This window comes from Micromonospora sp. HUAS YX12, assembly GCF_040215685.1.
Lineage (GTDB): Bacteria > Actinomycetota > Actinomycetes > Mycobacteriales > Micromonosporaceae > Micromonospora > Micromonospora tulbaghiae.
Genome location: NZ_CP157974.1, coordinates 3,185,568 through 3,208,893, shown reverse-complemented (window position 1 = coordinate 3,208,893; position 23,326 = coordinate 3,185,568). Strand labels below are relative to the sequence as shown.

33 protein-coding genes and 1 tRNA gene are annotated in these 23,326 nt (G+C 71.5%); 19 read left to right on the top strand and 15 right to left on the bottom strand.

What is annotated here, in order from left to right:
* The first annotated feature begins 143 nt into the window (after positions 1–143).
* From ABIH81_RS15675 to ABIH81_RS15655, 5 genes are all read left to right on the top strand, one after another.
* On the top strand, positions 144–1,589 hold the full coding sequence (locus ABIH81_RS15675) for an alpha-amylase family protein (RefSeq protein WP_349880949.1): 1,446 nt from the start codon (positions 144–146) through the stop codon (positions 1,587–1,589).
* 73 nt (positions 1,590–1,662) lie between these two features.
* The gene (locus tag ABIH81_RS15670; RefSeq protein ID WP_349880948.1) at positions 1,663–2,565 is read left to right on the top strand and encodes a L,D-transpeptidase; all 903 of its coding nucleotides are present in this window, start codon (positions 1,663–1,665) and stop codon (positions 2,563–2,565) included.
* 61 nt (positions 2,566–2,626) lie between these two features.
* Positions 2,627–3,478 (top strand): alpha/beta fold hydrolase, encoded by an 852-nt coding sequence (locus tag ABIH81_RS15665; RefSeq protein WP_349880947.1) that lies wholly within the window; start codon positions 2,627–2,629, stop codon positions 3,476–3,478.
* 85 nt (positions 3,479–3,563) lie between these two features.
* Complete coding sequence (locus ABIH81_RS15660; RefSeq protein ID WP_013475596.1) at positions 3,564–3,773, top strand: type II toxin-antitoxin system VapB family antitoxin; 210 nt, start codon at positions 3,564–3,566, stop codon at positions 3,771–3,773.
* Positions 3,770–4,189 carry a PIN domain nuclease gene (locus ABIH81_RS15655; protein ID WP_194802259.1) on the top strand — a complete coding sequence of 140 codons (420 nt, stop codon included), beginning with the start codon at positions 3,770–3,772 and terminating at the stop codon, positions 4,187–4,189. Before ABIH81_RS15660 ends, ABIH81_RS15655 begins: the two co-directional genes overlap by 4 nt.
* Before the next feature lie 67 nt (positions 4,190–4,256).
* Here the strand turns inward: ABIH81_RS15655 and ABIH81_RS15650 are convergent, their stop codons facing one another.
* From ABIH81_RS15650 to ABIH81_RS15640, 3 genes are all read right to left on the bottom strand, one after another.
* Positions 4,257–4,385 carry a hypothetical protein gene (locus ABIH81_RS15650; RefSeq protein ID WP_349880946.1) on the bottom strand — a complete coding sequence of 43 codons (129 nt, stop codon included), beginning with the start codon at positions 4,383–4,385 and terminating at the stop codon, positions 4,257–4,259.
* A 62-nt stretch (positions 4,386–4,447) separates the two neighbouring features.
* On the bottom strand, positions 4,448–4,702 hold the full coding sequence (locus tag ABIH81_RS15645) for a hypothetical protein (protein WP_013287870.1): 255 nt from the start codon (positions 4,700–4,702) through the stop codon (positions 4,448–4,450).
* On the bottom strand, positions 4,699–5,013 hold the full coding sequence (locus tag ABIH81_RS15640; protein ID WP_349880945.1) for a DivIVA domain-containing protein: 315 nt from the start codon (positions 5,011–5,013) through the stop codon (positions 4,699–4,701). The genes ABIH81_RS15645 and ABIH81_RS15640 overlap by 4 nt, the downstream gene beginning before the upstream one ends.
* Positions 5,014–5,285: 272 nt before the next feature.
* Here ABIH81_RS15640 and ABIH81_RS15635 point away from each other — a divergent pair, with 272 nt between their 5' ends.
* A complete protein-coding gene (locus ABIH81_RS15635) occupies positions 5,286–6,122 on the top strand; it encodes a helix-turn-helix transcriptional regulator (protein WP_349880944.1) in 837 nt (278 codons plus the stop codon).
* Between the two features lie 37 nt (positions 6,123–6,159).
* On the top strand, positions 6,160–6,342 hold the full coding sequence (locus ABIH81_RS15630; RefSeq protein ID WP_349881118.1) for a DUF397 domain-containing protein: 183 nt from the start codon (positions 6,160–6,162) through the stop codon (positions 6,340–6,342).
* A 31-nt stretch (positions 6,343–6,373) separates the two neighbouring features.
* Here the strand turns inward: ABIH81_RS15630 and ABIH81_RS15625 are convergent, their stop codons facing one another.
* Positions 6,374–6,988, bottom strand: coding sequence for a DUF6082 family protein (locus ABIH81_RS15625; RefSeq protein WP_349880943.1), 615 nt, complete (start codon positions 6,986–6,988; stop codon positions 6,374–6,376).
* Positions 6,989–7,137: 149 nt separating this feature from the next.
* Here ABIH81_RS15625 and ABIH81_RS15620 point away from each other — a divergent pair, with 149 nt between their 5' ends.
* Positions 7,138–8,277 (top strand): site-2 protease family protein, encoded by a 1,140-nt coding sequence (locus tag ABIH81_RS15620; RefSeq protein WP_349880942.1) that lies wholly within the window; start codon positions 7,138–7,140, stop codon positions 8,275–8,277.
* Between the two features lie 23 nt (positions 8,278–8,300).
* Here ABIH81_RS15620 and ABIH81_RS15615 read toward each other — a convergent pair whose 3' ends face one another.
* Complete coding sequence (locus ABIH81_RS15615) at positions 8,301–9,527, bottom strand: FAD-binding protein (protein WP_349880941.1); 1,227 nt, start codon at positions 9,525–9,527, stop codon at positions 8,301–8,303.
* 67 nt (positions 9,528–9,594) lie between these two features.
* On the opposite strand from ABIH81_RS15615, the gene ABIH81_RS15610 reads away from it, so the two are divergent.
* A complete protein-coding gene (locus tag ABIH81_RS15610; RefSeq protein ID WP_349880940.1) occupies positions 9,595–10,023 on the top strand; it encodes a hypothetical protein in 429 nt (142 codons plus the stop codon).
* A 384-nt stretch (positions 10,024–10,407) separates the two neighbouring features.
* Here ABIH81_RS15610 and ABIH81_RS15605 read toward each other — a convergent pair whose 3' ends face one another.
* Complete coding sequence (locus tag ABIH81_RS15605; protein ID WP_349880939.1) at positions 10,408–11,337, bottom strand: LLM class F420-dependent oxidoreductase; 930 nt, start codon at positions 11,335–11,337, stop codon at positions 10,408–10,410.
* A gap of 87 nt (positions 11,338–11,424) precedes the next feature.
* Here ABIH81_RS15605 and ABIH81_RS15600 point away from each other — a divergent pair, with 87 nt between their 5' ends.
* Both ABIH81_RS15600 and ABIH81_RS15595 read left to right on the top strand, forming a co-directional pair.
* Positions 11,425–11,733 carry a metalloregulator ArsR/SmtB family transcription factor gene (locus tag ABIH81_RS15600; protein ID WP_349880938.1) on the top strand — a complete coding sequence of 103 codons (309 nt, stop codon included), beginning with the start codon at positions 11,425–11,427 and terminating at the stop codon, positions 11,731–11,733.
* A 3-nt stretch (positions 11,734–11,736) separates the two neighbouring features.
* Positions 11,737–12,267 carry an SRPBCC family protein gene (locus ABIH81_RS15595; RefSeq protein ID WP_349880937.1) on the top strand — a complete coding sequence of 177 codons (531 nt, stop codon included), beginning with the start codon at positions 11,737–11,739 and terminating at the stop codon, positions 12,265–12,267.
* Positions 12,268–12,276: 9 nt separating this feature from the next.
* On the opposite strand, the gene ABIH81_RS15590 is transcribed toward ABIH81_RS15595, so the two are convergent.
* On the bottom strand, positions 12,277–12,660 hold the full coding sequence (locus tag ABIH81_RS15590) for a hypothetical protein (protein ID WP_349880936.1): 384 nt from the start codon (positions 12,658–12,660) through the stop codon (positions 12,277–12,279).
* Between the two features lie 112 nt (positions 12,661–12,772).
* Here ABIH81_RS15590 and ABIH81_RS15585 point away from each other — a divergent pair, with 112 nt between their 5' ends.
* Positions 12,773–13,456, top strand: coding sequence for a hypothetical protein (locus ABIH81_RS15585; protein ID WP_349881117.1), 684 nt, complete (start codon positions 12,773–12,775; stop codon positions 13,454–13,456).
* A 53-nt stretch (positions 13,457–13,509) separates the two neighbouring features.
* On the opposite strand, the gene ABIH81_RS15580 is transcribed toward ABIH81_RS15585, so the two are convergent.
* Complete coding sequence (locus ABIH81_RS15580; RefSeq protein ID WP_349880935.1) at positions 13,510–14,280, bottom strand: GNAT family N-acetyltransferase; 771 nt, start codon at positions 14,278–14,280, stop codon at positions 13,510–13,512.
* A 150-nt stretch (positions 14,281–14,430) separates the two neighbouring features.
* Complete coding sequence (locus tag ABIH81_RS15575; RefSeq protein ID WP_349880934.1) at positions 14,431–15,015, bottom strand: GNAT family N-acetyltransferase; 585 nt, start codon at positions 15,013–15,015, stop codon at positions 14,431–14,433.
* Between the two features lie 98 nt (positions 15,016–15,113).
* On the opposite strand from ABIH81_RS15575, the gene ABIH81_RS15570 reads away from it, so the two are divergent.
* Entirely contained in the window at positions 15,114–15,548 is a 435-nt protein-coding gene (locus ABIH81_RS15570) for a hypothetical protein (protein ID WP_349880933.1), read from the top strand.
* A gap of 96 nt (positions 15,549–15,644) precedes the next feature.
* Here the strand turns inward: ABIH81_RS15570 and ABIH81_RS15565 are convergent, their stop codons facing one another.
* Both ABIH81_RS15565 and ABIH81_RS15560 read right to left on the bottom strand, forming a co-directional pair.
* Complete coding sequence (locus ABIH81_RS15565) at positions 15,645–16,163, bottom strand: hypothetical protein (RefSeq protein ID WP_349880932.1); 519 nt, start codon at positions 16,161–16,163, stop codon at positions 15,645–15,647.
* Positions 16,160–16,666: a SigE family RNA polymerase sigma factor gene (locus ABIH81_RS15560; protein ID WP_349880931.1), complete on the bottom strand. Its 507-nt coding sequence runs from the start codon at positions 16,664–16,666 to the stop codon at positions 16,160–16,162. The genes ABIH81_RS15565 and ABIH81_RS15560 overlap by 4 nt, the downstream gene beginning before the upstream one ends.
* Positions 16,667–16,774: 108 nt before the next feature.
* Here ABIH81_RS15560 and ABIH81_RS15555 point away from each other — a divergent pair, with 108 nt between their 5' ends.
* Positions 16,775–17,566, top strand: coding sequence for an AAC(3) family N-acetyltransferase (locus ABIH81_RS15555; RefSeq protein WP_349880930.1), 792 nt, complete (start codon positions 16,775–16,777; stop codon positions 17,564–17,566).
* 35 nt (positions 17,567–17,601) lie between these two features.
* On the opposite strand, the gene ABIH81_RS15550 is transcribed toward ABIH81_RS15555, so the two are convergent.
* Both ABIH81_RS15550 and ABIH81_RS15545 read right to left on the bottom strand, forming a co-directional pair.
* On the bottom strand, positions 17,602–18,039 hold the full coding sequence (locus ABIH81_RS15550; protein ID WP_349880929.1) for a hypothetical protein: 438 nt from the start codon (positions 18,037–18,039) through the stop codon (positions 17,602–17,604).
* A gap of 144 nt (positions 18,040–18,183) precedes the next feature.
* Positions 18,184–18,498, bottom strand: a complete 315-nt coding sequence (locus tag ABIH81_RS15545; protein ID WP_349880928.1) for a hypothetical protein — start codon at positions 18,496–18,498, stop codon at positions 18,184–18,186.
* Positions 18,499–18,877: 379 nt separating this feature from the next.
* Here ABIH81_RS15545 and ABIH81_RS15540 point away from each other — a divergent pair, with 379 nt between their 5' ends.
* From ABIH81_RS15540 to ABIH81_RS15525, 4 genes are all read left to right on the top strand, one after another.
* Positions 18,878–19,258 (top strand): hypothetical protein, encoded by a 381-nt coding sequence (locus tag ABIH81_RS15540; RefSeq protein ID WP_349880927.1) that lies wholly within the window; start codon positions 18,878–18,880, stop codon positions 19,256–19,258.
* A 297-nt stretch (positions 19,259–19,555) separates the two neighbouring features.
* Positions 19,556–19,843 (top strand): PadR family transcriptional regulator, encoded by a 288-nt coding sequence (locus tag ABIH81_RS15535; RefSeq protein WP_349880926.1) that lies wholly within the window; start codon positions 19,556–19,558, stop codon positions 19,841–19,843.
* Between the two features lie 46 nt (positions 19,844–19,889).
* A complete protein-coding gene (locus tag ABIH81_RS15530) occupies positions 19,890–21,167 on the top strand; it encodes a hypothetical protein (RefSeq protein ID WP_349880925.1) in 1,278 nt (425 codons plus the stop codon).
* A gap of 352 nt (positions 21,168–21,519) precedes the next feature.
* The gene (locus ABIH81_RS15525; RefSeq protein ID WP_349880924.1) at positions 21,520–21,735 is read left to right on the top strand and encodes a hypothetical protein; all 216 of its coding nucleotides are present in this window, start codon (positions 21,520–21,522) and stop codon (positions 21,733–21,735) included.
* A gap of 159 nt (positions 21,736–21,894) precedes the next feature.
* Here the strand turns inward: ABIH81_RS15525 and ABIH81_RS15520 are convergent, their stop codons facing one another.
* Positions 21,895–22,416, bottom strand: coding sequence for an NUDIX domain-containing protein (locus ABIH81_RS15520; RefSeq protein WP_349880923.1), 522 nt, complete (start codon positions 22,414–22,416; stop codon positions 21,895–21,897).
* Positions 22,417–22,693: 277 nt separating this feature from the next.
* Between ABIH81_RS15520 and ABIH81_RS15515 the strand changes: the two genes are divergently transcribed.
* Positions 22,694–23,164 carry a site-specific integrase gene (locus tag ABIH81_RS15515; protein WP_349880922.1) on the top strand — a complete coding sequence of 157 codons (471 nt, stop codon included), beginning with the start codon at positions 22,694–22,696 and terminating at the stop codon, positions 23,162–23,164.
* 69 nt (positions 23,165–23,233) lie between these two features.
* On the opposite strand, the gene ABIH81_RS15510 is transcribed toward ABIH81_RS15515, so the two are convergent.
* Positions 23,234–23,310 (bottom strand) — tRNA-Ile (locus ABIH81_RS15510).
* Positions 23,311–23,326: the final 16 nt, after the last annotated feature.

The window sequence follows — 23,326 nt, the reverse complement described above, 5'->3', positions numbered from 1 at the left end:
CCTGACGCAACGACGGATGCCCATACGTTGACAGACTTTGCAACAGGCTCGTAACCTTGCCGCAAAATTTCAGGCTGGTTGCAAGAAACCAGCACTGATACAGGCTCCACTCCCCCGCATCCCCGCACCCCGCAGGAGTCCTGATGCATCGACGCCGATGCCGCGCCGCAGCGCTCGCCCTGAGTCTGGCCGCGAGCCTGCTCGTCCCCGTCACCGCGGCGGCACCCCCGGCCGCCGCCGCCACCCCGGGCGCCAAGAAGGTGATCGTCCAGCTCTTCGAGTGGAACTGGACGTCGGTGGCCGCCGAGTGCACCAGCACGCTGGGCCCGAAGGGCTACGGCTACGTGCAGGTGTCCCCACCGCAGGAGCACGTCAACAGCAGCCCGTGGTGGGTGTCGTACCAGCCGGTCAGCTACCGGATCGAGTCCCGCAAGGGCACCCGCGCGCAGTTCCAGTCCATGGTGAACACCTGCCACGCCGCGGGCGTCAAGGTGATCGTCGACGCCGTGGTCAACCACATGTCCGGCCAGGACAACGGCGGCACCGGCTGGGCCGGCTCGTCGTACGGCCACTACAACTACCCGGGCGTCTACTCGGCGCAGGACTTCCACTACTGCGGCCGCAACGGCAACAACGACATCGCCAACTACAACGACCGGTACGAGGTGCAGAACTGCGAGCTGGTCAACCTCGCCGACCTCAAGACCGAGTCGGAGTACGTGCGCAGCCGGCTGGCCGCGTACCTCAACGACCTGCTCTCGCTCGGCGTCGACGGCTTCCGGCTGGACGGCAGCAAGCACATGCCGGCCGCCGACATCGCGGCGATCAAGGCCAAGCTGTCCCGCAGCACGTACCTGGTGCAGGAGGTCATCTACGGCGCAGGCGAGCCGATCCAGCCGACCGAGTACACCGGCAACGGCGACGTGCACGAGTTCCGGTACGGCAAGGACCTGGCCCGGATGTTCAACAACGAGCGGCTGGCGTACCTGAAGAACTTCGGCGAGTCCTGGGGCTACCTGCCGGGCGGCTCGGCCGTGGTCTTCACCGACAACCACGACACCCAGCGCGAGGGCGGCGTGCTGACCTACCGCGACCGCGGCACGTACGCGCTCGCCAACGCGTTCATGCTGGCCTGGCCGTACGGCACCCCGGCGGTCATGTCGAGCTTCACGTACAGCGGCCGGGACCAGGGCCCACCCGCCGACGGCAGCAACCGGATCACCAACGTCACCTGCTACTCCGGCTGGGAGTGCGAGCACCGCTGGCCGGTCATCGCCAACATGGTCGGCTTCCGCAACGCCACCGAGGGCGCCGGGGTCTCCAACTGGTACGACAACGGCTACCAGCACATCGCGTTCAGCCGTACCGGCAAGGGCTACCTGACGCTCAACGACGAGGGCACCGCCGTCAACGGCCGGTCGTACTACACCGGGCTGCCGGCGGGCCGCTACTGCGACGTCATCCACGGCACGTTCAGCAACGGCTCGTGCAGCGGTCCGGTGATCACCGTGGACTCGTCCGGCTGGTTCGCCGCGAACGTCCCCGCCCACGACGCGATCGCCATCCACATCGGCGCGAAGCTGAGCTGAGCCACCCGGGCCATGAAGCCCCCGTACCCGTAGTACCGGGTACGGGGGCTTCCGGTCGGTTACAGTCGGTTTCGTGCTGTTCGACCGGTTCGCCACTCGCCGGCCTCCCGGCTGGCTGATCGCCGCGCTCGCCGTACCGCTGCTGCTCGTCACCGCGCTGCTGGTCGGCCGCGCGCTCACCGCCACGCCCGAACGCCCGTCCGTGCCGCCCGCCGCCGCGCCCGCGCCGACGCCCCCCGCCACGACCGCCGCGCCGAGCCCGTCGCCGCAGGAGTCGGTGCCGCCCGCCGCACCCGCGCCGGACGACCTGCCGGTGGTCACCTACGACCCGGCGCCGCGCGGCTTCCCGCCCGACCCGGACCCGGCCGACACCCGCCCGCTGAGCGAGGGGCTGCGCCCGAACCGCAACGTGGCCGCCTACGACGCGCCGGGCGGCCGCCCGCTGGCGTTCCTCGCGCCGACCATCAGCGGCGTACGGCTGACAGTGCCGATCGTCGAACGCCGTTCCGGCTGGACCGCGGTGCTGCTGCCGTCGGCCAACCGCACCATCGCCTGGCTGCCGTCCGGCGGCTGGACCACTGTGGCGCTGCGCGACCAGATCGTGGTGGAACGGCGCACCCACCGCCTCACCTGGAACCGGGACGGGCGGGCGGTACGGTCCTGGCCGGTCAGCCTCGGCATGTCCGGGCAGCTCACCCCGCTCGGGCGCACGTTCGTGCTGGGCCGCACCCCGCCCCCGGAGGCCGTGTACGGCGGCGTCGACATCTTCGCCCTCGGCGCGATCCCCGACGACCCGGACGCGGTGCCGACCGGGCTGCGGGGCGCCCACATCGGACTGCACAGCTGGTACAACGACGACACGCTCGGCAAGAACGTCACCAACGGCTGCATCCGGCTGACCCGCAGCGCCCAGCGTCTGCTCCTGACCGAGGTGGAGCCGGGCACCTCCTTCGTGGTGGTCGACCGCCTGCCCTGACCGGTCCGCCGCAAAGTCGTGCCGGGCGGAGTGAGGGCCGCCGTGCGGGGTATGCCGCGGCATGAGCGCACCGACGGCACGGGTCGACACGATCGTGCTCATCCACGGCCTCTGGATGACCTCGCGGAGCTGGGAGCACTGGGCGCAGCGGTACTCCGCGCGCGGCTTCCAGGTGCTCACGCCCGCCTGGCCCGGCATGGACCGCGAGGTGGAGGAGCTGCGGGCCGATCCGGCGCCGATCGCCGCGCAGCGCATCGCCGGCATCGCCGACCACTACGAGGCGATCGTCCGGGATCTGCCGCGCCCGCCGATCATCATGGGCCACTCGTTCGGCGGCCTGATCGCCCAGTTGCTGGCGGACCGCCGCCTCGGCGCCGCCGTGATCGCCGTGCACCCCGCGCCGGTACGGGGCGTGCTCAAGCTGCCGCCCAGCACGCTGCGGTCCGGGTTCTCCATCCTGCGCAACCCGGCCAACCGGCACCGCGCCGTGCCGTTCACCCCGGAGGACTTCCGGTACGCCTTCGGCAACACCATCAGCCAGCAGGAGTCCGACGCCGCCTGGGAGCGCTACGCCGTACCGGGCGCCGGGCACGTGCTGTTCGAGGCCGCGTTCGCCAACCTGGACCCGGACTCCGCCACCGAGATCGACAGGAAGCGCAGCGACCGCGCCCCGCTGCTGATCACCGCGGGCGGCGAGGACCACGTCGTGCCCGCGTCCCTCGCGAGCAGCATCGCCGACCTCTACCGGAGTTCGACGGCGCTCACCGGCTACCGGGAGTTCCCCGGCCGGTCGCACTTCGTCGGCGGCGAACCGGGCTGGGAGGAGGAGGCGGACTTCGCGCTGGAGTGGGCGGTCGAGGCGGCGAACGAGTTCTCCCCGACAGTGGTCGCCGAGGCCCCTCGACTGCGCTGACCCGCCAAACACCTCCGTGCGTATATCAAGAAGCCGAGAAATTGATATCATCGCCTCGTTCGCCTGCTGGACGAGGAGGCATGCCATGTCCCGCACCATTCTCGACGTCGACGACGACCTCCTGGCCGAGGCCGCCGAGATCCTCGGCACGGGCACCAAGAAGGCCACTGTCAACGCCGCGCTGCAGGAAGTGGTCAACCGGGAGAAGCGCCGGGAGTTCGCCGACTGGCTCAAGAGCGGCGGCCTGCCGGACCTCACCGACCCGGGGCAGGCGTCGAAGCCCGAAGCGGCATGACGCGGGAGCGCTACCTCCTCGACAAGTCGGCGCTGGCCCGGTGGCCGAAGCCCGCCGTGGCACCGGTCCTGGATGAGTTGTCCGATCGCGGTCTGCTGGCGGTCTGCGGCGCCATCGAGATCGAGGTCGTACACAGCGCCCGCTCGGCCAAGGACGCGAAGCGCGCTCGATGGCTGCTCCGCGGTTTCGACTGGCTCGCCATGCCCGACGACATCTGGGATCGTGCGATCGACGTCCAGGTGCAGGCGCTGCACAAGGGCAACCACCGAGCACTCTCGATGGCCGATCTGCTGATCGCCGCGACGGCCGAACGGCATGGCGTGACCGTTCTGCACTACGACGGTGACTTCGACCTGATCACCGCTATCACCGGCCAGCCGACGACGTGGGTCGTCCCGGCCGGAAAGGCCGACTGACCGGCTCCGGCCCCCGATGCCGGGTGGGCCACCGGGAGCAGCGCCGAGGTGTCCAGGACGAGCCCGTTCATGCGCCGGCCGCCCCGTCGCCCCCGAACTGGCGCAGCCACTCCATGTTCCGGTCGTGCTGCTCGTCGGTGATCGGCGGCTGTTGTGCCAGCCTCCGGCGGGCCCGCTCGACGTCCTCGTCGGCCACGGCTCGTGCATACTCCGCTTCCGGTGCGGCACGGGGGCGTTCGACCCTGCTCCGGCGCACGCTCATCGCGGCCGGAACCGCCGGGAGCACTCACCGTCGTGTCCGGGCCGGAGCAGACACCGCTGCCCGCCGGGCAGCAACCGGTCGCAGAACACCCAGTGGCGGACGTTCTGGTCGTCCTCCGCCGAGACCGTGGTGCCGCCCGGCTCGGTCTGTGGCAGTACGTGGGTCCAGTGCGCCACCACCCGGGCCAGCCGCTGAGCGGAGAGCAGGTCGTTGACGACGACCGGCAGGTGGATCACCCAGCGCTCGGTCACCTGTCACACCCCCGTTCGTTGCGGGCCTGGGCCTGCTCAGACTGCCAGCGACGCAGCGCGTTCTTGATCCGGTCGGTCTCCCGGCGGCTCTGCGCCAGCGCGTCGTAGACCGCGGCCAGGTCACCGGCGACCCGGTCGAGGAACTCCCGCACCTCGTGCGGGTCGAGCCCGCGCCGACCGAGCGGGGTCGTCCGGAAGCTCCGCTCGCGGACCTGCCAGGGACGCAGCGGGTGGTAGGCCGACGAGCGGTAGCAGGTCGATCCGAGGACCGACCGCCGGCGACGCCGGACACGCCGGAGGAAGACGCGCATTGACAGGACCTGCCTCTCACCGTCGAGATCGAACCGTGGAAGGGGTGGGTCCGTCGGCCCGCCCCGCACCGGCGGACCCACCCCGGCACCTGCCACCGCAGCCTTCGACCAGCAGTACGTCAGCAGGGCACAGCGCGTGACCAGGTCGACAGCCCGATAACCCAGCCGATCCGGCCACTCACTCATCGTGCAGCGAACTGCACCCTTTACGCAACTCCCGATTCGGGATCGTGTCATTGCGAAGCTCGTCCGGTTCCGCCACACTGACCGGCATGACTGGAAGCCCGACCGTCCGACGCCGACGCCTGGCCGCTGCCCTCCGTCGCCTCCGCGAGCAGACCGGCATGACCGCCGACCAGGCCGCCAAGGAAGTGGGCATCTCGAAGTCGGCGATCAGCCGCATCGAGAACGCCCAGGTGTCCGTCATGCCGCCGGTCGCCCGTGGACTCCTTGAGCTGTACGGGGTGGAGGGCGACGAGGTGGACGCACTCGTCCAGGTCGCCCGCGACGCACGCAAGCGCGGCTGGTGGCAGGCGTACGACGACGTGCTGCCGGACTGGTTCGAGGTCTACGTCGGACTGGAGGCCGAGGCCTCCGAGATCCGCGCGTTCGAGCCACAATTGGTTCCGGGTCTGCTCCAGACCGCCGACTACGCCCGCGCGGTCATCCGCGCCGAGCACCCGGACGCCCCGCGCGACGAGGTGGACCGGCGGGTGGAGTTGCGCATGCGGCGACAGGACACCGAGACTCCGCCGAAGCTCTGGGTCGTGCTGGACGAGGCAGCCCTGCGGCGACCGGTCGGCGGCGCGGAGCTGTTCGCGGCGCAGTTGCGGCGACTGGCCGAGGAGGCGGACCGGCCCGGCCGCACCATCCAGATCCTGACCTTCGGCGCGGGCGAGTACGGGTCGATGGGCAGCGCCTTCAGCGTGCTGGCCTTCCCCGAGCCGGCCGATCCGGGGGTCGTCTACGTCGAGACCCGCGCGGGTAGCCTCTATCTCGAAGGCCAACAGGTCAGGGAGTACAGCCGCGTCTTCGAGCACCTGGTCGCCACGGCGGCCGGCGCCCGCGAGTCGCGCGACCTGATTCTGGGGGCGATCGACGAGCTTTGAGAGGACGGCGCGGGTGGAAGAGGCCAACCAGGCGACGATGACCTGGCGCAAGAGCACCCGTAGCAACGGCTCCGGAAACTGCGTGGAGGTCGCCGACAACCTGCCCGGCGTGGTCGGGCTCCGCGACAGCAAGGATCCGCGTGGTCCTATCCTCGCGTTCGACCCGGCAGCCTGGTCGACCTTCGTCGCGAGCGTCAAGTACGAGACGTTCCGGAACTGAACACGACAGGCATCGCCTGCGCACCCTGACCCTACGATCCGATGCCCGAAGCCTCCGTGCTTCGTAGCTTCGCGAGGGCGCGCAGGTACTCGTCCTCCACAATCCGGTCGAACGCTGCTGGCTGCGCCCCCGCGTGCACGACCTTTCGCGTAAGCCGCGCCTGCTCCCAGAACCTCAAGCCGACCTCGGTGGCGAAGATGTCAGCCGCCAGCAGACCTCGCAACTGGCTCTCGGGCATTCCGCCCAGTTGCCAGGTCGCGGCCCAGAAGTTGAGGATCAGGTTGATGTAGGCCCGCTGCCTTCGCCGTTCAGGGGCAGGGTCCTGGGTCAGCGACCCCCAGCACTCCATCAGCACGGCATCATCTATGGCCATCTTGAGCAACAAGGCGTGCTGGTCACGTTGCGCGTATTCCAATGCGATGCGGGCCTGCCTGTTTTGACTGATGGTGGTGGCGACCACACCCACGAGGGCCAGCGCGGAGAGAAGCATGGAGACCGAGCCGTAGGCCTGGCCGATATTCGCCAAGCGCTCCCAGTCGGTATTCGGATCGAAGGCGTAGTCGATCAGGGGCGGGGAGAGCAGCAGCGCAAGCCCTCCCAAGAAGACCAACAACACCCAGACAACTACGCCGCGAACACTCCTCATCTACGCAAGGCTAGCTCTCCCATCAAAGTTGATCAATCGCGCCGCTGCCCCTGGCACCCCGATCCTCCTGGGTCTGCACTCACCGCAGGTCCGGTACGCCGTACAGCAGGCTCTGGTGTGCGGGTGGGTGCGCCGGGTATGACGGGAACATGAGGGCGAGTTTCCGGCTGGGCCGGATCGCGGGCGTACCGGTCGGCGTCAACTGGAGTGTCCTGGTCATCTTCGTGCTGATCGCGTGGGCGCTGTCGGCCAGCCTGTTCCCCTCCTCGTACCCCGGTCACTCCCCCGTCGCCTACGTCGCGGCCGGCCTGGCCGCCGCCGTGGTCTTCTTCCTCGGCCTGCTCGCCCACGAGGTCGCGCACGCGGTGGTCGCCAGGCGCAACGGCATCGAGGTCGAGGGGATCACGCTCTGGCTGTTCGGCGGCGTCGCCGAACTGAAGGGCGAGGCGAAGAACCCGGGCGCCGAGCTGCGGATCGCCGGGGTCGGCCCGCTGGTCAGCCTGATCATCGGCGTGTTCTTCGCCGCGATCGCGGTGGCGGTCGCGGTGACGGCCGGGGACGGCCTGCTGCTCGGCGCGCTGTCCTGGCTCGCCGGCATCAACGTCCTGCTGGCGGTCTTCAACGTGCTCCCCGCCGCCCCGCTGGACGGCGGGCGGCTGCTGCGCGCGGCGGTCTGGAAGTTCACCGGCGACCGGACGAAGGCGTCGGTGGTGGCGGCCCGCGCGGGCTGGGTGCTCGGCGTCGTGCTGATCGGGCTCGGGCTGTGGCGGTTCCTGACCGGCGCCGGGTTCGGCGGGCTGTGGCTGGCGCTGATCGGCTGGTTCCTGCTCGCCGCCGCCGGCCAGGAGGAACGCGCCGCCCGGATGGGCGACGCGCTGCGCGGCATCCGGGTGGGCGACGTGATGACGCCGCAGCCGCAGACCGCGTCGGGCGACCTCACGGTGGCCGACTTCGTCGACCACTACCTGTTCGCGTACCGGCACTCGGCGCTGCCACTGACCGACGCCGGCAGGCCGATCGGCCTGGTCACGCTCGATCGGGTACGCGGCATCCCGGCGGACCGCCGCGCCTCGACCACGCTGGCCGAGGTGTCCTGCCGGGCCGACGAACTGGTGCTCGCCCGCCCGGACGAGCAGCTCACCGACCTGCTCCCCCGGCTCAACGAGTGCACCGACGGCCGGGCGCTCGTGGTGGTCGGCGACCAGTTGGTCGGCATCGTCTCGCCGAGCGACATCAGCCGGGCGGTCCAGCGCGGCAGCCTGCGCCAGCAGGCGCCGGCCGGGCGCTGACCCGCATGAGTGAGTCAGCGCCCTCAGTCCCGGGGGAAGTAGCGGTCCAGCTCGGCGGTGCGGAACTTCCCCTTCGGGTCGAACTCGCGCAGCAGCGCGGCGAAGTCGGCGTGCCGGGGGTACGCGTCGGCGGGATCGCGCTCGAACAGCTTCCCCCAGTGCGGGCGCGGCGCGAACGGGGCGAGCCGTGTCTCCACCTCGGCCAGCACCGGCGCCACCGCCACCGGGTCGCCGATCCAGGTGAAGTGCAGCGCCAGCGAGTCGCGCCGGAAGTTCGGGCTCAGCCACAGCTCGTCGGCGGCGATCGTCCGCAGCTCGCAGATCTGGAGCACGGCGGCGATCCGGTCGGCGACCGGGTCTAGCGCGGCGAGCGCCGCCGTCGCGTCGCCGCGGGCCACGTGCCACTCGGACTGCAGCTCGTCGCCGCTGCTGGGGGTGAAGCCGAGCCGGAAGTGCGGCAGCCGCTCGTGCCACGGCCCCGGCTCGCCGAGCTGGGCGGTGCAGTGCTCCGGTGACATGCCGGGCACCGGGTGCCGGGGCGAGCCGGCGGCCACCGTGTCCAGCCAGTCGGCGGGCGGCGGCGCCTGGTCGGCGTACTGCTTCACCCACACCTGGTCGAAGCGCTCCGACCGCCACGAGGTGAAGACGCTGACGCTGTACGCGGCGTCGAGCGCCTCGTCCAGCGCCGCGCGGGGCAGGCCGAGACGGACGTGCTGGCGCACCGCGTACGTGGGCACCACGTCGAGCGTGAGCCGGGTGACCACGCCCAGCGCGCCCAGGTTGACCACCGACCCGGCGAAGCGCGGATCGGTCCGGTCGACGGTGAGCAGGTCGCCGTCGGCGGTGACCAGTTCCAGCGCGGCGACGGCGGCGGCGAGGTTGCGGTTCCGCGCGCCGGAGCCGTGGGTGGCGGTGGCGACCGAGCCGGCCACCGAGATGTGCGGCAGCGAGGCGAGGTTCGCCAGCGCGTACCCCTGGGCCTGGAGCGCGGTGGCCAGGTCGCCGTAGCGCAGGCCGGCCGCGACGGTGACGGTGCCGCGGCCGGGGTCGAGCGCGACTGTGGGTGGCAGGCCGTCCAGCGCGATCTGGGTGCCGGCGGTGTCGCCGAGCCGGTTGAACGAGTGGCCGGTGCCGACGGCCCGGACCAGGTCGGCCTCCGCGACCAGCCGGCGCAGCTCGTCGGTCGAGGTCGACCGCGATCGGGTACGCGCCGACCAGCTGACGTTTCCGGCCCAGTTGGTGTCCGTCATGCGCTGCATCATGCGCCATCATGCGCCGGCAGGGTTGCCCCGGCCACTCGGCGGGAATCCTGGCGGGATGAGCAGCTACCGCGACCCGAGCCTCCGCGGCGACGTGTACCCGTCGGAGGAGGAGATCGACCCGACCGGCGTGGACCCCGACCTCACCGGCACCGCGCCTGCCACGGGGGCGGCTTCCGCCGTGAGGATGCCGCCCGCCGCCGTGGGCGTGGCGCCCGCCGCGACCGCGCCGGTGCCGGTGCCCAAGCCGGAGCCCGAGCCGGACCCGGTGCCCCGTCCGGGGCCGCCGCCGCGCCAGGGGCCGGGCCGGTCGATCGTGACCCGGCACCTGGACGGTTCCGTGGAGGTGGTGACCGACCTCGACGGCGACGGCGTGGCCGACGTGGTGCAGGTCGACCTGGACGGCGACGGTGTGCCCGACGTGACGTACCTGGACAGCGACCGCGACGGCCGCCTCGACAGCGTCCGCCGCGCCACCGCGACCTGACCCGTCCGCCGCTCACGCGTACCGCCGAGGATGCCCGGCGAACGGGTACAGCTTCCGCGACCCCGTCCCGCCTCCCGCCTCCCGCCTCCCGCCTCCCGCCTCCCGCCTCCCGCCTCCCGCCTCCCGCCTCCCGCCTCCCGCCTCCCGCCTCCCGTCGAGATCTTGGTACCAAACGGCCCCCATAGGGGCCCTTTCGTACCAAGATCTCCATCGGTCCCACCTTGCGGAACGATAATCTCGCGTCACGGGAGGCGCACTCCCGCACCACCCCCACGAACCCCGCGACCTTGCAGTTGCGGCCCTTTCGGGTGCCGGATTTACGGCTCTTGTCGGGGCAGTAACTGCATGATCAACGGTGTGGGCGCCCTCGCGGAAGCTGCCGGGTCAGACGTGGGGCATCACCTCGGCGGCTACCAGCTCCAGGTGGTCCAGGTCGGTCAGGTCGAGCACCTGGAGGTAGACGCGTGCGCTGCCCGCCTCCGCGTACCGTCCGATCGTGTCGACCACCTCGGCGGGCGTGCCGGCGGCGCCGTTGGCGCGCAGTTCGTCGGGGTCGCGGCCGATCGCCTCGGCGCGGCGCTTCACCTCGGCCTCGTTCCGGCCGCAGCAGAGCACCAGCGCGTTGGACCAGGTCATCGTGGACGGATCGCGGTCGATCTCGGCGCAGGCGTCGCGGACGCGCTGGAACTGGGCCACGGTGTCCTCGACGGAGGCGAACGGCAGGTTGAACTCGTCCGCGTACCGGGCGGCCAGGCGGGGCGTGCGCTTCGGTCCCATGCCGCCGAGCAGGATCGGCGGGCGGGGGCGCTGCACCGGCTTGGGCAGCGCGGGCGAGTCGCTGACCGGGTAGTACGTGCCGGGGAAGTCGAACGTGGAGCCGGCCGGGGTGGACCAGAGCCCGGTGATGACGGCGAGCTGTTCCTCCAGCCGGTCGAACCGCTCCCCCAGCGGCGGGAACGGGATGCCGTACGCGGTGTGCTCCTCGGCGTACCAGCCGGTGCCGATGCCCAGCTCGACCCGGCCGCCGCTCATCTGGTCGACCTGCGCCACGGTGATCGCCAGCGGGCCGGGCAGGCGGAACGTGGCTGCGCTCATCAGCGTGCCGAGCCGGATCCGGGTGGTGTCGCGGGCCAGGCCGGCGAGCGTGGTCCACGCGTCGGTCGGGCCGGGATCGCCGCTCACCGAACCCATCTTCAGGTAGTGGTCGGAGCGGAAGAACGCGGCGAAGCCGGTCTCCTCCGCGCGGCGGGCCACCGCGAGGAGCTGGTCGTATGTGGCCCCCTGCTGGGGCTCGGTGAAGATCCGCAGTTCCATCCCCCGAGCATATGGAGCCGGCCGGGCCGGGGCGGCGCGACCCTTCATTCCTTGCCAGGCATATAACCGGTGAGGCATATTGCAGGGGTGACCGTCGACGCCTTCACCGTGCTGGCCGAACCCTCCCGGCGCCGCATCCTCGACCGGCTGCGCCGGGCGGAGAGCAGCGTCGGCGAGCTGGTGGACGCGCTGGGCATGAGCCAGCCGGCGGTCTCCAAGCACTTGCGGGTGCTCCGCGACGCCGGCCTGGTCACCTGCCGTACGGCGGCGCAGCGGCGGATCTACCGGGTCGACGTGACACCGCTACGAGCAGTGGACGACTGGCTCGGGCCGTACCGGTCGATGTGGTCCGCCCATCTCGACGCCCTGGAACGCCATCTCGACAGTCAGGAGTGACCGATGGACCGCGACACGTTCCGTCCCGGCCCGCTCGCCCGGGTCAATCTGGAACCGACGGACGACAGGTGGGATCTGGTCTTCGCCCGCGACCTGCGGCACCCGCCGGAGAAGGTGTGGGCCGCGCTCACCGACCCGGATCAGCTCGCCGGGTGGGCGCCGTTCCTGGCCGACCGCGACCTGGGCCGTCCCGGTGACGCCGTGCTCAGCACCGTCGACGGCGACCAGACCCACCCGGCACCGGCCCGGGTGCTGCGCGCGGACCGGCCGCACCTGCTGGAGTACACCTGGGGCGACGACCTGCTCCGCTGGGAGCTGACCCCGACCGGCGACGGCACCACGCTCACGTTGCGGCACCGGGTCGGCCGGCCCGGCCTCGCCCCGATGACGGCCGCCGGCTGGCACCTCTGCCTCGACGTCGCCGCGCGTCTGCTCGACGGCGACCCGGTCGGCCCGATCCGGGGCGCGGAGGCGACGGACTTCGGCTGGGCGGAGCTGCGCGACGCGTACGCCGAACGCCTGAACCACGGCTGACGCCGGCCGTCACCCGGTCCGGCGGCGCAGCCAGCCGGCGGCGCCGCCGACGAGCGTCGTCCCGATCGTCGTGCCGATGGCCACCAGCGCCGCCCCGACCGCCCACAGGCCGGTGTCGTCGGTCGAGGCGGCGTGCACCGCCCACGGGACGGTGAACGCCACAGTCATCACGGGCGCCACCAGCCAGACGTTCAGCCACCAGCCGCCGGCGGCGGCCAGCACGCCCAGGCTCAGCACCGCGGCGGCGACCTGCCAGACCGCGTACGGGCCGCTCATCGCGCCGGTCTCCGGGTCCACGGTCCAGCCGGACTCCCAGCTCAGCCAGGCCGCCCAGGCACCGGCCGTGGCCAGCGCCAGGAGCAGACCGCCGAGCAGCGTACGTCTCGTCGTCACGCCACCGATCCTGCCCGGCCGGCGGGGCGGGCGGATGAGCACGCGTACTCGATTCCGCCGCCGCGCACACGGCGGTCGTCCCGGTGCTGGCAAGATCGCGGGTGTGACGAGTGTGTCCCGCCCGCTGCCACGGCTCGTGCCGGCCGAGGCGTTCGCGGACGTCCCCGCCGACCGGCTCCTGGCGGTGCTGGAGGCGGTCACGATGGTCCTCACGCTCCCCCAACGCGCCGCCGAGCGGGTGGACGCGCTCGTGGTGCCCACCGGCCAGGGCGAGGACTGGCGTCTCACCGACGCGATTCGCGCCTGGGAGACCGGGCCGGCACTTCGGCACCTGCTGGTGGCGAACACCGACTCGGCCGAGCGGACCTACCGGCCGCTCACGCTGGACCGGTTACGCGGGCTCGGACTGCGCCGGACCGACGGGGTGGTGCTCCAGGCCGGGCCGGTCACCGGCACCGGCAGGCAGGCCGCATGGGTCGTGGAGCAGGCAAGCGCGCTGGACATCGGCAGCGTCGCGCTCGTCGTCTCGCCGTACCACCTGGTCCGGGTCTACCTCACCGTGTTGCGGGCCTGCGACGACGCCGGCCTGCGGATCCCGATGGTCCCGCTGCCCGTGGCGGTCGCACCGGACACCCCGGTGCCGGAGACCGGCGTGGCCGGGTACGACCTGGTGGCCGGTGAGGTCAGCCGGCTGCTCCGCTATCCCGGTCAGGGTTGGATCGCCACCCCGGAACGGCTGCGCGACTACCTGCGCTGGCTCTGGTCCGAGCACCGCCCCCTGCTCACCGGCGCCTGACGGTTCACCGCGCAGCCGCTGCAGGCAAGGAGCGCATCGACGATCGGAGCGGCCTACGCGTCCGGGATCCGGACCGTGAGCACCCTTTTGAGGGTGCGGAAGCCTGCCGCGTCGTACATGTGGCGGGCCGGGTTGCCGTCGACCACCGACAGGCCGACGGACGGCAGGCCCGCTGCACGCGCGCCGCGCAACGCGTGGACGAGCAGCGCCCGGCCGAACCCCCGGCGCTGTGCTCGGGGCGCGACGCCCAGGTTGAGAATCCAGACGCAGTCGTCGTCGGTCCACGGCACCGGCCCGGCGCACAGCACGTGCCCGGTGCTGCGGCCGTCCGGGTCGATCAGGCGGGCCGAGGCGGGCACCAGGGGCGGCACCGGCTCGCCGGTGTCGAACATCGCCCGTACCTCGTCGGTGTCGCTGGGCTGCCAGCGGCCGTCCGGGTGGTCCGGGCCGTACGCCGCGTCCAGCCCTTCGGCGAGGTCGTCGTCCCAGCCGGGGGCGCCGAGCGACCAGCCGTCCGGCAGCGCCACCGGTTCGGGTACGCCGGTCAGGTCGTGCCGCATGTCGGTGGCGGCCCGGCTCAGCTCCAGCCCGTCGGCCACCAGTGCCGCCGCCAGCGCCTCGTCCGGCGTCTCCAGCCGGTGCCCGGCGAGGTCACGCCGTACCTGCGCGACGAGCCGGTTGAGCGGCGCCTCGGACAGCGCCCGGACATCGGCCGCGACCGGGGTGCCGTCGTCGTCCCGGACCCTCATCCGGGCCAGCGGGACGCCGTCGTCACCGAGCAGCAGCGAGTCGTCAGGGGCGTCGGGGTGCGGTCGTACCGGCATTCGCGGCAGCGTACCCGGCGTGCCCCGGTCCCGCGCCCCGGTCCCGCTCTCCGCCGATCTTGGAGTTGTGGCACCCGAATCGCCCTACTCGGTGGCATTCGTTCACTGCCACAACTCCAAGATCGTCGCGGCCGAGCAGTCGTGAACCGGTCAGTCGTCCCCGCGGACGCGGGCGTGCAGGTGCATGTCGTGCCGCCCGTCGTCGTGCACTGCAGCGCTACGTTTGGTGCCCTCCAGCCGGAACCCGGCCTTGACCGCCACCCGGCACGACGCGACGTTGCCGGTGGAGTGGTCCAGCCAGAGCCGGTGCAGCCGGCCCTCGCCGAGCGCCCACGCGCTCAGCGCCCGCAACGCCCCGGAGGCCACGCCCGTGCCGCGGGCGGCCGGAACCACCCAGTACGCGCACCCGGCCTCACCGTCGTCGAGATTGAAGCCGCCCAACGCCATGCGGCCCACCACCGCGCCGTCGCGCGTCACCGCCCAGCTCGCGCCCGTCTCCTCCTGCCACGAACGACGGGAGTGGGCGAACCACTGGATGACCTGCTCCGGCGACGCGGGCCGGCGGGTGTGCCAGCGGCGGATCTCCGGATCCTGGTACGCGGCCAGGACGGCGGGCGCGTCCTCGTCCGCCCAGGGGCGCAGGATCAGGCCGCCCTCGGCGGGCAACGTCGGTTGCGGGCCGGTGTTGAGCGTGCCGGCGGGAACGGCGGATGGCGTCGACAGCGGAAAGCTCATGCCCGACTCTCCCCCGCGGACCGCCCCGCGTGTCAATCCGGTTCGGATCGGCACGCGCGAGGGTCCACGCGTCGTGGCCGCTCGACTAGGGTGCGCCTGTGGCAGTGACGGCAGCGGGTGTCTTCCGGCGCACCCCTCAGGAACGGGCCGACCAGCGACTCGCCTGGGATCGCGCCGACCAACAGTTCTTCGCCGCCGGGGCCTGCCACATCCTGGCCTGGGTCTGCCGGGACACCTACCCGGACCGGTCGATCGGTCTCGTGGGGTTGCGGTTCGCGGGTCAGCGGCAGGTCTTCCACGTGTACGCGACCTGGGCGGGCTGGGCGTTCGACCACGCCGGGTGGAACCCGGAGGCGGACCTGCTCGCTGCCAACCGGGAGTTCGAGCGGCGCCCACTGGACCGGATCGCGATCACCGACGACCTCGCCACGTTCTGCCGGGAGCACTTCTCCCGCATGCCGCACCAGTATTGGGGTGATCCGCTCCCCCGCGCCCGCGACTACGTGAAGCGGCACGCCCCACCGTGGGAGTGACGCCGTCCTCGCCGGAATCCCGGTCGGTGCGCAGGCAGGCTGGGCTCACCGTCGGGGCGGGCCCAGCCCACGTACCGGGGTGCCGGTGCGCGTCGATCAGCGCCTGACGGGACTCGGCGACGGGCCGACGGGGTCGTTCGACCGCACGCCCGGCGGAGCCGGTACCGGACTGGCCGGCATGCTCGGGCCCTCCGGCCCAGCCGGGACGGGCGACGCCACACCCGGCGGCGCCGGGAGCGCGCTGTCCGGCCTGGTCGGGTCCTCCGGGTTGACCGGCACGGGCGATGGCGCATCCGGATTGCTCGGGTCCGCCGGGTCGATCGGTACCGGCGACGCCACGTCCGGCGGCGCCGGAACCGGCTCGGTCCGGTCCGGCTGCGGGGCGCTCGTGCCCGGCTGCGGCGTGATCACCGGGTCGTCGCCCCGGCTGGCGTAGGCGAACGGCGCCCCGATCACCAGCACCGCCAGGATGCCCGCCGCACCTGCCGCCACCGCGTTGCGTCGGCGGTTACGCACGCGCCGTTCCGCCCTGGTCAATGAGTCCTGCACAGTCGGTGCCTCCTCGGCGATGTCGGTGAGGGTGGAGCGGAGCAGACCTTCGAACGGATCACTCATCGCCGCATCTCCAGAAGCTCGCTGTCCGGCAGGATCTGACGCAGTCGGGTGACCGCCCGGTGGGTCCGGCTGCGCACCGTTCCGACCGAGCAGCCGAGCATCTCGGCGACCTGGGCCTCCGGCAGGTCCTCGTAGTAGCGCAGGACCACGACGGTGCGCTGCGCCGGCGGCAACTGCCACAGCGCCGCCCGCAACGCCAGCCGCAGATCCGTACCGCCGGCGGGGTCGGTCACCACCGGCTCGTGCACCCCGACCGGGGACTCCCGGCGACGGCGCAACCGACGCCACCAGCTCACCTGCTCCCGGTACATGACCGCACGGAGGTAGCCCTCCGGGTCGGCGTGCCGGATGCTCCGCCACTTCGGGATGACCTTCGACAGCGCCGACTGGAACAGATCTTCGGCGCTGCTGCGATCACCGGTGAGCAGGTAGGCGACCCGTATCAGCGCCGGGGCACGGCTCGCCACGAACTCGGCCAACACCGCCCGCTCGTCCTCGTCCACCGCACCACCCTCGTTTGCTCGTTCACCAGTGACAGACGCCGGTGGGCACCGCCGCTATCCCGGGATCGGCGAGAACGCTGTGCGGCGGTTCCGCCTAGACTGCGCCGCGTGGACCAGGCCGCACCACACACCGTCAAGTCGATCGCGTACGACCTGCGCACGCTCGGCGTGACCCCGGGCGACGTCCTGCTGCTGCACTCGTCGTACCGGAGTCTCGGGTTCGTCGCCGGCGGCACCGAGGCGGTGGTGCTGGCGCTGCTGGCGGCGCTCGGGCCGGAGGGCACCCTCGTCGTGCCGACGCACACGCCGGACAACACGGACCCGGCCGGGTGGCGGCATCCGCCCGTACCCGAGGCGTGGTGGCCCGTCATCCGCGAGCAGACGCCCGGCTTCGACCCGGCGCGTACGCCGAGCCGGTGGATGGGCGCGGTCGCCGAGACCGTACGCACATGGCCGGGAGCCCGGCGCAGCGATCATCCGCAGGTGTCCTTCGCCGCGCTCGGCGCGCACGCCGCCGACATCGTGGAGGGCCACCGGCTCGACGACGCGCTGGGCGAGCACTCACCGCTGGGTGCGGTGTACCGGCTCGACGGCAAGGTGCTGCTGCTCGGCTGCGACCACAGCTCCAACACCTCGCTGCACCTGGCGGAATGGCGGCAGGCTTCGCCGCCGCGGGCAGTGACGGGCTCGGCGGTACGGCTGCCGGACGGCACGAGCCGGTGGACCGAGTGGACAGACGTCGTCACCGACGAGGACGACTTCGACCGGCTGGGCGCCGACTTCGAGGCGAAAGGCGGCGCGACGACCGGTCGAGTCGGCGGCGCGACCGCCCGGCTGATGTCCCAGCGCGCACTGGTCGACTTCGCGACCGCCTGGATGGCCGCGAACCGCGAGCACTGACGCCCGCCCCGCGCCCGTCAGGACGGGGCGCTCGTTCAGTCCGGCTTGGGGGCGAAGGGGTTACGGCGGGGTTGGCGTAGTTCCCACTCCGCCGGACAGAGGTGGGTCCACGCGGCTCCCGTCACCGATCGCCGATCGGGCAGCTCGTCGCCCCAGGCCGGCGAGCGGTTCTCGACCTCCCGGACGTAGCGCTCGTAGACGACCAACTCACGGTACTCCGGATCGTGCCGCCAGAGCGCGTACGGCTGCTCGCGCAACCAGTCGCACGCCGCGTCGCCCTCGGCGACCAGATCCGTGGTCGGCGGCAACGTCGCCAGCGGCCTGTCGTTCTGCCGGTCGCCGTACTGCTTGAGGTGCGCCAGGTATCCGCTCTCGTTCCGAGGGTGGGTCACGTGCACGCCGAGGACCGTCACCGGCACGGCGAGCAGCGCTGTCGCGGCCAGTGCCGACACCACCCACAGGCGTCTGTTCACGCGGCAACCATAGGCCGCGGTGCATTTATCCGCCGCCCCGCGCCCAAGCCCTGAACGCCGGAGAACCACTCGTCTACCACAACCAGTCGTCCGCCAGGTTCTTGCCGGATCGGCTACGGACCGCCTGCCGGCGGACCTCGGCGCTCACCGGCTTCCCGGAGCGGGAATCTCTCGCGGCGGTCCCGGCTCCGCCCGGCACCAACCGCCTCGGAACTCGACTCCCGGGACGCCCTCGATCAGGCGGCTGATGTCAGCTACCGCCCCGAGCGAGTCGGCGATGCTGCCGCGCAGCTCTCCAGCCGCCGATTCGAGGTCGTCGTCTTCGGCAGACCAGTCGACATCCGCATCTCGCAGCTCGGCGACAGCGTGATCGGTGAGAGCCCCAGCATCGCTCACCAGGACGTCGACCCTGCAGTACAGGTGCAGAGCAAGCGGCGCCGACGCGTACACGTTCTCCATCCGGCAAGCATGCCCGGCCGGTCCAGCCGGTTGATGGTCGCCACTGCGTCCGCCATGTATCGTCACGCTTCCGCAAGATCGCGAGATGGGATACGACGTGACGGTACGACGGCTCGGACTCTGCGTGGCGGTTGCTGCGGCGCTGCTCACCGCCTCGGCGTGTGGCCGCGCCGCCGACGTGCCGAGCACGCCCACCGCCGTGGCGGCGAGCACCTCCACGGAGTCACCCACCCCCACGCCCACGGCGCCGACGGCCACACCGAGCCTCGCACCCGAGCCCTCGCCGACCCCGCGGCCCTCGGGAACCCCACGGTCCTCCGGAACCTCCCGGTCCTCGACGGCCCCCGCAGCTCCGACCACGACCAAGAAGGCCACGCAAGTGGCCACCGCCAGCAACAAGGCGGCCTGCACCGCCGTCAAGGGTCCGCTGGAGAAGGCCATCGCCGGCCTGATCATCCTGGTCGGGGTCGCCTCCAGTTCGACAGTGGAGGCCGAGCTCGTCAACGCCCGGGCGGAGGCGTCCACCCGATTGGTCAACCTCGAGGCGGTGTCGGACAGGGTGGCCGGCGAGCAGACCGACATCACGCTGCGGAGGAAGTTCCAGGTGCTCACCATGGCCGCAGGCCGGAAGGACGTCGAGGTCCGCTCGATCAAGCCCAAATTCGAATATGCGGAAGCGATCGTGAAGGTGGCGAGCGACACGGGCGACCTGGAGAGCGCGGTCGACAAGCTCGAGCCGACCTGTGGCAGGTATTGGTAGCTCGGCTGAGCAGGGCGTTTCGCGTGGCGGACCATTACGTGGCTCGCTGCCGGGCGCACCTCCGCCACCCGCATCGAGGGCGGGTTCCTGAATGAGACGCGTAGGCCAGCGCGTTCGTTACCGGCGACGGTGGATCGCCGCAAGGCTGCGCCCGGCCGGCCGGATCGCCCCACCCGCTTCGGCGACCCGGGCAGCCATGTCAGATGAACGATGAACCGAGGCGTTGCGCTTAAGTCTATCTAGGTAGATATTAGAGTCATGGTCCGTAGACGACAGCCTTCTCCACAGACTGCGGCCGTGCTCGCGGCACTTGCCCAGGCGGGCGACGACTGGAGCCACGGCTACGACCTGTGCCGCTCGCTCGACCTCAGGGCGGGCACGGTCTATCCGATTCTCATCCGCCTCGCCGACCGCGGGCTGGTGGAGACCTCCTGGGAGACCGATCCGCCGCGCGGCCGACCGGCTCGACATCTTTACCGGCTCAGCACCGCCGGCGTCGAGTTCGCGCGGGCGGAAGGCGTGGCGGCGCGCACCGCTGACGTGTCGGTCCCGGCCGTGGCACGGCTGGCACCGAAGACCGTTTGACCTTCGACCGCTCGCCCCGACCCTTCCTGGACGTTGGAGGCCCTCAATGCTCGGTTCCCTCTTCCTGCTGGCCGTGCTTGGATCGCCGGCTGCGCTCGCGATCGTGGTTCTCGCGGTCCGGCTGCGAGTCGCGGTGCGGGAGCGGGCTAACCGTTCGTTTGCCGTCCGCGCTCGCGCGGCATGGCGAGACGGCCTAAGACGCCCAGTGTGGCCGGGACTGGTCGCCGCCGCATTGGGGGCCGCGCTGCTCACCGCCGGCCTGGAACGCCTCTACCTTGGCACGGTGTCGAACGGTCCGCGCTGGGGCTTCGACGTGGTGCTGCTGTCCATGGCGCTCGCCTTGCTCGCGGCACTGGGCTGGTCCGCGTTCGTCGGTACAGCCTCGGCCGCCGTGGCCCGTGCTCGCGGCTTCGGGGCTGGCACCGTGTCCGGACTGTTCCTGCTGGCCGCCGTGGCCGTCGGAACCGCAGCCGCGCACCTGCCGCTGCGTGCCACCTATCTGGCCGATCCTGGCAGGTTCCCCGTCGTGCCGAACCTTGGCGACGGCGACCTGCTGATGCCGTTCGACGTTCTCCTGATCGGGCTTCTCTGGGCAGCGCCGTGGCCCGTGCTCGCGGCCGCGCTCGGCAGCCGCGCCACCAGCCACTCGCAGCCGGCCCGCGACGTCTGGCAGACCCTGCTCGACCTGGCCACGGCCGACTTGCCCGAGAACCGGGCCCCCTGGGGCACCGCGCTGCGGGCCGAACTGGCGGCGATCGACCCGCCGGCCGAGCGCCGCAGGTTCGCCCTGGGCGGAGTCTGGTCGACGCTGCAGTCAGGGCTTCCGCGCGGCGCATGGCCGCAGGCACTGGGCGCGGCCGTCGTCGTGGCAGGAGTCACCCTGGCCGCCTCCCGATGGTCGCTGGCGCACGACCGCAGCGGCATCCTCGGCGTCTGGATCTTCTTCCCGAGCACGCTGCTCCTACCTGTGGCACTCGGGGCATCCTGGCGGCACCGATCGTTCGGCGCCGGCTGGCGGACGGGAACGCTAGCCGGCGCTGCCGTACTGATCGCGGTGCTCGCCGTCAGCCTGCCCGAGGCCGCCGTCTGGGCGAGCCGGCACGCCGGCTATCTGAGCACCGGCGATGCTGTGCCGCCGACGTGGCAGGCAGCAGTCGGTGACGTACTACGTCCGGAGTTCCTGCTCGCCATGATCTTCCAATGGACGGCGAGCCTGACCACCGGCGCCGCCATCGGCACCGCGCTCGCCAGCCGCCGTCCCCCGCAGGCACCACCGACCACAAGGAACACTCGACCGACACCCGCCACGCCCCGGCTGCCCTGAACGGTCAACTGGCCGGTGCCGTCCAGATGTCGAGGTGATGCGCTGGTCGCGCTTGACGGCGCCGCGACCACCCGCGTCGGCGGCGTAGCCGCTGGGCGGGGAACTCGTGCGGTGGGACGGCGATGACTTGGCCGCTGGGCTGTCGCGGGTGGTGACCACGCTTCAGGAGCGGGTTCCGGGACTGCTCGACTGACCTGCGGCCTGGGGTTAGAAGAAGATCAAAGGGTCCTGCTAGGGGAGCCGGGGTCCTGCTTGGGCCGTCCGGCTGTGTCGGACAGCGTCGGCGTTGGCTTGCAGGCTTGGCTGTACGGATAGCTGTACCGTTGATCAATCAAAGCCGGTTGGAGGTGCCGTGGACTCGGCTGACGCTGGCGCAGATATCGACTACCTACAGTCGATCGAACGTCTCGCCCACGTGGTTGTTGAGGAGGCCGCACAGGAGGGCTGGCTCGCCTTCATGATCGACAAAGAAGTTGGCCGGACACGGCTCCAGCGATCTATCAACGCGCTTGCCCGTGAACTGCGAATCGTTCACTTCGACGGCGACGGGTGCCTCGGCCACGAGTAGATGCGCCGGTGCGCAGAGCTTCAGTTTGGAAGAGCTTGCTCAACCGGTCGTAATGCCCGAAACGCCTGCGGGCGACGACCGCCCGGTTGCGTCTTACGCCCGCTCGTGCCCGCTGGAAGCCACGGTCACTGGCCCATGGATGGCCCATGAGTCCAGAGGTTACCTGGCTTGAAAACGGCCGGTCAGGCGATACGCGGCGTGCATTTCCAGGACAACTCGGGTCTGCGCTTGCAGCTGGCCTGGCGGTCTTGCGGGATCAGCGAAAGCCACATCCAGCACCTCGCTGCTTTCCGGCTCGATGACCCCTGACCATCGTCGGGCTTCGAAGCACATGGCGAAGCAGTGCATCTGATCCCCGTTGGGGTAGGTGATGACGTGAGCGCTTGCCTCAGAGAGGCAGCCAAAGGCAACAAGATCAGAGCCTTCGACTGTCAGCCCGGTCTCCTCTCGGACTTCATCGATGGCGGTGCGGACGAAGCTTCCTCCTGGCTCGGCTGCCCCTGCCGGAATCTCCCACAAACCAGAGTCACGACGTTGCTGGAACAAGACGTGCTCGGCCGAGTCGAGAAGGACGACCTGCGCGCCGGGCATGAGGAGCAGTCGAGAGCCGATCAACTTTCGAAGTTGCCAGGTGTAGGAACCGACATAACCCATCCGGTGATCAAACCAGACGGGTGACATCGCCAGGTGAACGGTAACCTTGCGGCGCAGCGGATCTTTTCGTCGGGCAGTCGTAGACCGTCCAGCCTCCCCGGACGGGGACAAGGTGGAGCGCCCTACGTCCGAACGACCTTGGCCCCGTGCGGGGAGGCTGGTAGCCCTTGTGGTGCTCGACGAGGGGATCCGCCCCGGCCGATCTCTGAGGAGGGCCGGGGTTCGGGGCGGAGCCCCGAGGTCTTCAAAGGCTTGGTCGTCCCAAACGTGGCCGGCCGAGCTGGCCGCGCTGCGCGTGCGGCGGGTGGATCTGGTAAAGCGCCGGCTGCTGGTGGCGGAGTCGGTGACCGAGGTCAACGGGCGGGCGGTGTTCGGTACGCCGAAGACGCACCAACGGCGATCGGTGCCGCTCCCCCGGTTCCTGGTCGAGCCGATCGCCGCACAGATCGCCTGCCGTTCCGGCGACCAGCTGGTGTTCAGGTCCCCGGCCGGGGAGGTGTTGCGTAACAACAACTTCCGTCGCCGCGTCTTCGACCGGGCTGCGGAGTTGATCGGGCTCACCGGCCTGACCCCGCACGAGCTGCGCCATACAGCGGCCAGTCTCGCGGTAGCCGAGGGCGCCAACGTCAAGGCGGTGCAGCGGATGCTCGGGCAGGCCTCGGCGGCCATGACGCTGGACGTGTACGCGGACCTGTTCGAGGACGACCTGGACCAGGTGGCGGATCGCCTCGACCGGGCGGCGGGCCGTGCTGCCGCGGGACTCATTGCGGACTGAGAGCGTCGGACCGGACCTCGACGCGATCGGTCCGGGTCGCCGCCAGCATGGCTGACCAGGGAGAACAACTGGTGGGGCGGGCGGGGTTCGAACCCGCGACCGAGGGATTATGAGTCCCCTGCTCTAACCGGCTGAGCTACCGCCCCGTAACCGCGCCGGATC

What these genes read in the sequence shown, in the direction of transcription:
- ABIH81_RS15675 (WP_349880949.1), top strand. Translation starts at nt 144, where the DNA reads ATGCATCGACGCCGATGCCGCGCCGCAGCGCTCGCCCTGAGTCTGGCC.
- ABIH81_RS15665 (WP_349880947.1), top strand. Translation starts at nt 2,627, where the DNA reads ATGAGCGCACCGACGGCACGGGTCGACACGATCGTGCTCATCCACGGC.
- ABIH81_RS15660 (WP_013475596.1), top strand. Translation starts at nt 3,564, where the DNA reads ATGTCCCGCACCATTCTCGACGTCGACGACGACCTCCTGGCCGAGGCC.
- ABIH81_RS15655 (WP_194802259.1), top strand. Translation starts at nt 3,770, where the DNA reads ATGACGCGGGAGCGCTACCTCCTCGACAAGTCGGCGCTGGCCCGGTGG.
- ABIH81_RS15640 (WP_349880945.1), bottom strand. Translation starts at nt 5,013, where the DNA reads ATGCGCGTCTTCCTCCGGCGTGTCCGGCGTCGCCGGCGGTCGGTCCTC.
- ABIH81_RS15635 (WP_349880944.1), top strand. Translation starts at nt 5,286, where the DNA reads ATGACTGGAAGCCCGACCGTCCGACGCCGACGCCTGGCCGCTGCCCTC.
- ABIH81_RS15630 (WP_349881118.1), top strand. Translation starts at nt 6,160, where the DNA reads ATGACCTGGCGCAAGAGCACCCGTAGCAACGGCTCCGGAAACTGCGTG.
- ABIH81_RS15625 (WP_349880943.1), bottom strand. Translation starts at nt 6,988, where the DNA reads ATGAGGAGTGTTCGCGGCGTAGTTGTCTGGGTGTTGTTGGTCTTCTTG.
- ABIH81_RS15620 (WP_349880942.1), top strand. Translation starts at nt 7,138, where the DNA reads ATGAGGGCGAGTTTCCGGCTGGGCCGGATCGCGGGCGTACCGGTCGGC.
- ABIH81_RS15615 (WP_349880941.1), bottom strand. Translation starts at nt 9,527, where the DNA reads ATGACGGACACCAACTGGGCCGGAAACGTCAGCTGGTCGGCGCGTACC.
- ABIH81_RS15610 (WP_349880940.1), top strand. Translation starts at nt 9,595, where the DNA reads ATGAGCAGCTACCGCGACCCGAGCCTCCGCGGCGACGTGTACCCGTCG.
- ABIH81_RS15605 (WP_349880939.1), bottom strand. Translation starts at nt 11,337, where the DNA reads ATGGAACTGCGGATCTTCACCGAGCCCCAGCAGGGGGCCACATACGAC.
- ABIH81_RS15595 (WP_349880937.1), top strand. Translation starts at nt 11,737, where the DNA reads ATGGACCGCGACACGTTCCGTCCCGGCCCGCTCGCCCGGGTCAATCTG.
- ABIH81_RS15580 (WP_349880935.1), bottom strand. Translation starts at nt 14,280, where the DNA reads ATGCCGGTACGACCGCACCCCGACGCCCCTGACGACTCGCTGCTGCTC.
- ABIH81_RS15575 (WP_349880934.1), bottom strand. Translation starts at nt 15,015, where the DNA reads ATGAGCTTTCCGCTGTCGACGCCATCCGCCGTTCCCGCCGGCACGCTC.
- ABIH81_RS15565 (WP_349880932.1), bottom strand. Translation starts at nt 16,163, where the DNA reads ATGAGTGATCCGTTCGAAGGTCTGCTCCGCTCCACCCTCACCGACATC.
- ABIH81_RS15545 (WP_349880928.1), bottom strand. Translation starts at nt 18,498, where the DNA reads ATGGAGAACGTGTACGCGTCGGCGCCGCTTGCTCTGCACCTGTACTGC.
- ABIH81_RS15530 (WP_349880925.1), top strand. Translation starts at nt 19,890, where the DNA reads ATGCTCGGTTCCCTCTTCCTGCTGGCCGTGCTTGGATCGCCGGCTGCG.
- ABIH81_RS15520 (WP_349880923.1), bottom strand. Translation starts at nt 22,416, where the DNA reads ATGTCACCCGTCTGGTTTGATCACCGGATGGGTTATGTCGGTTCCTAC.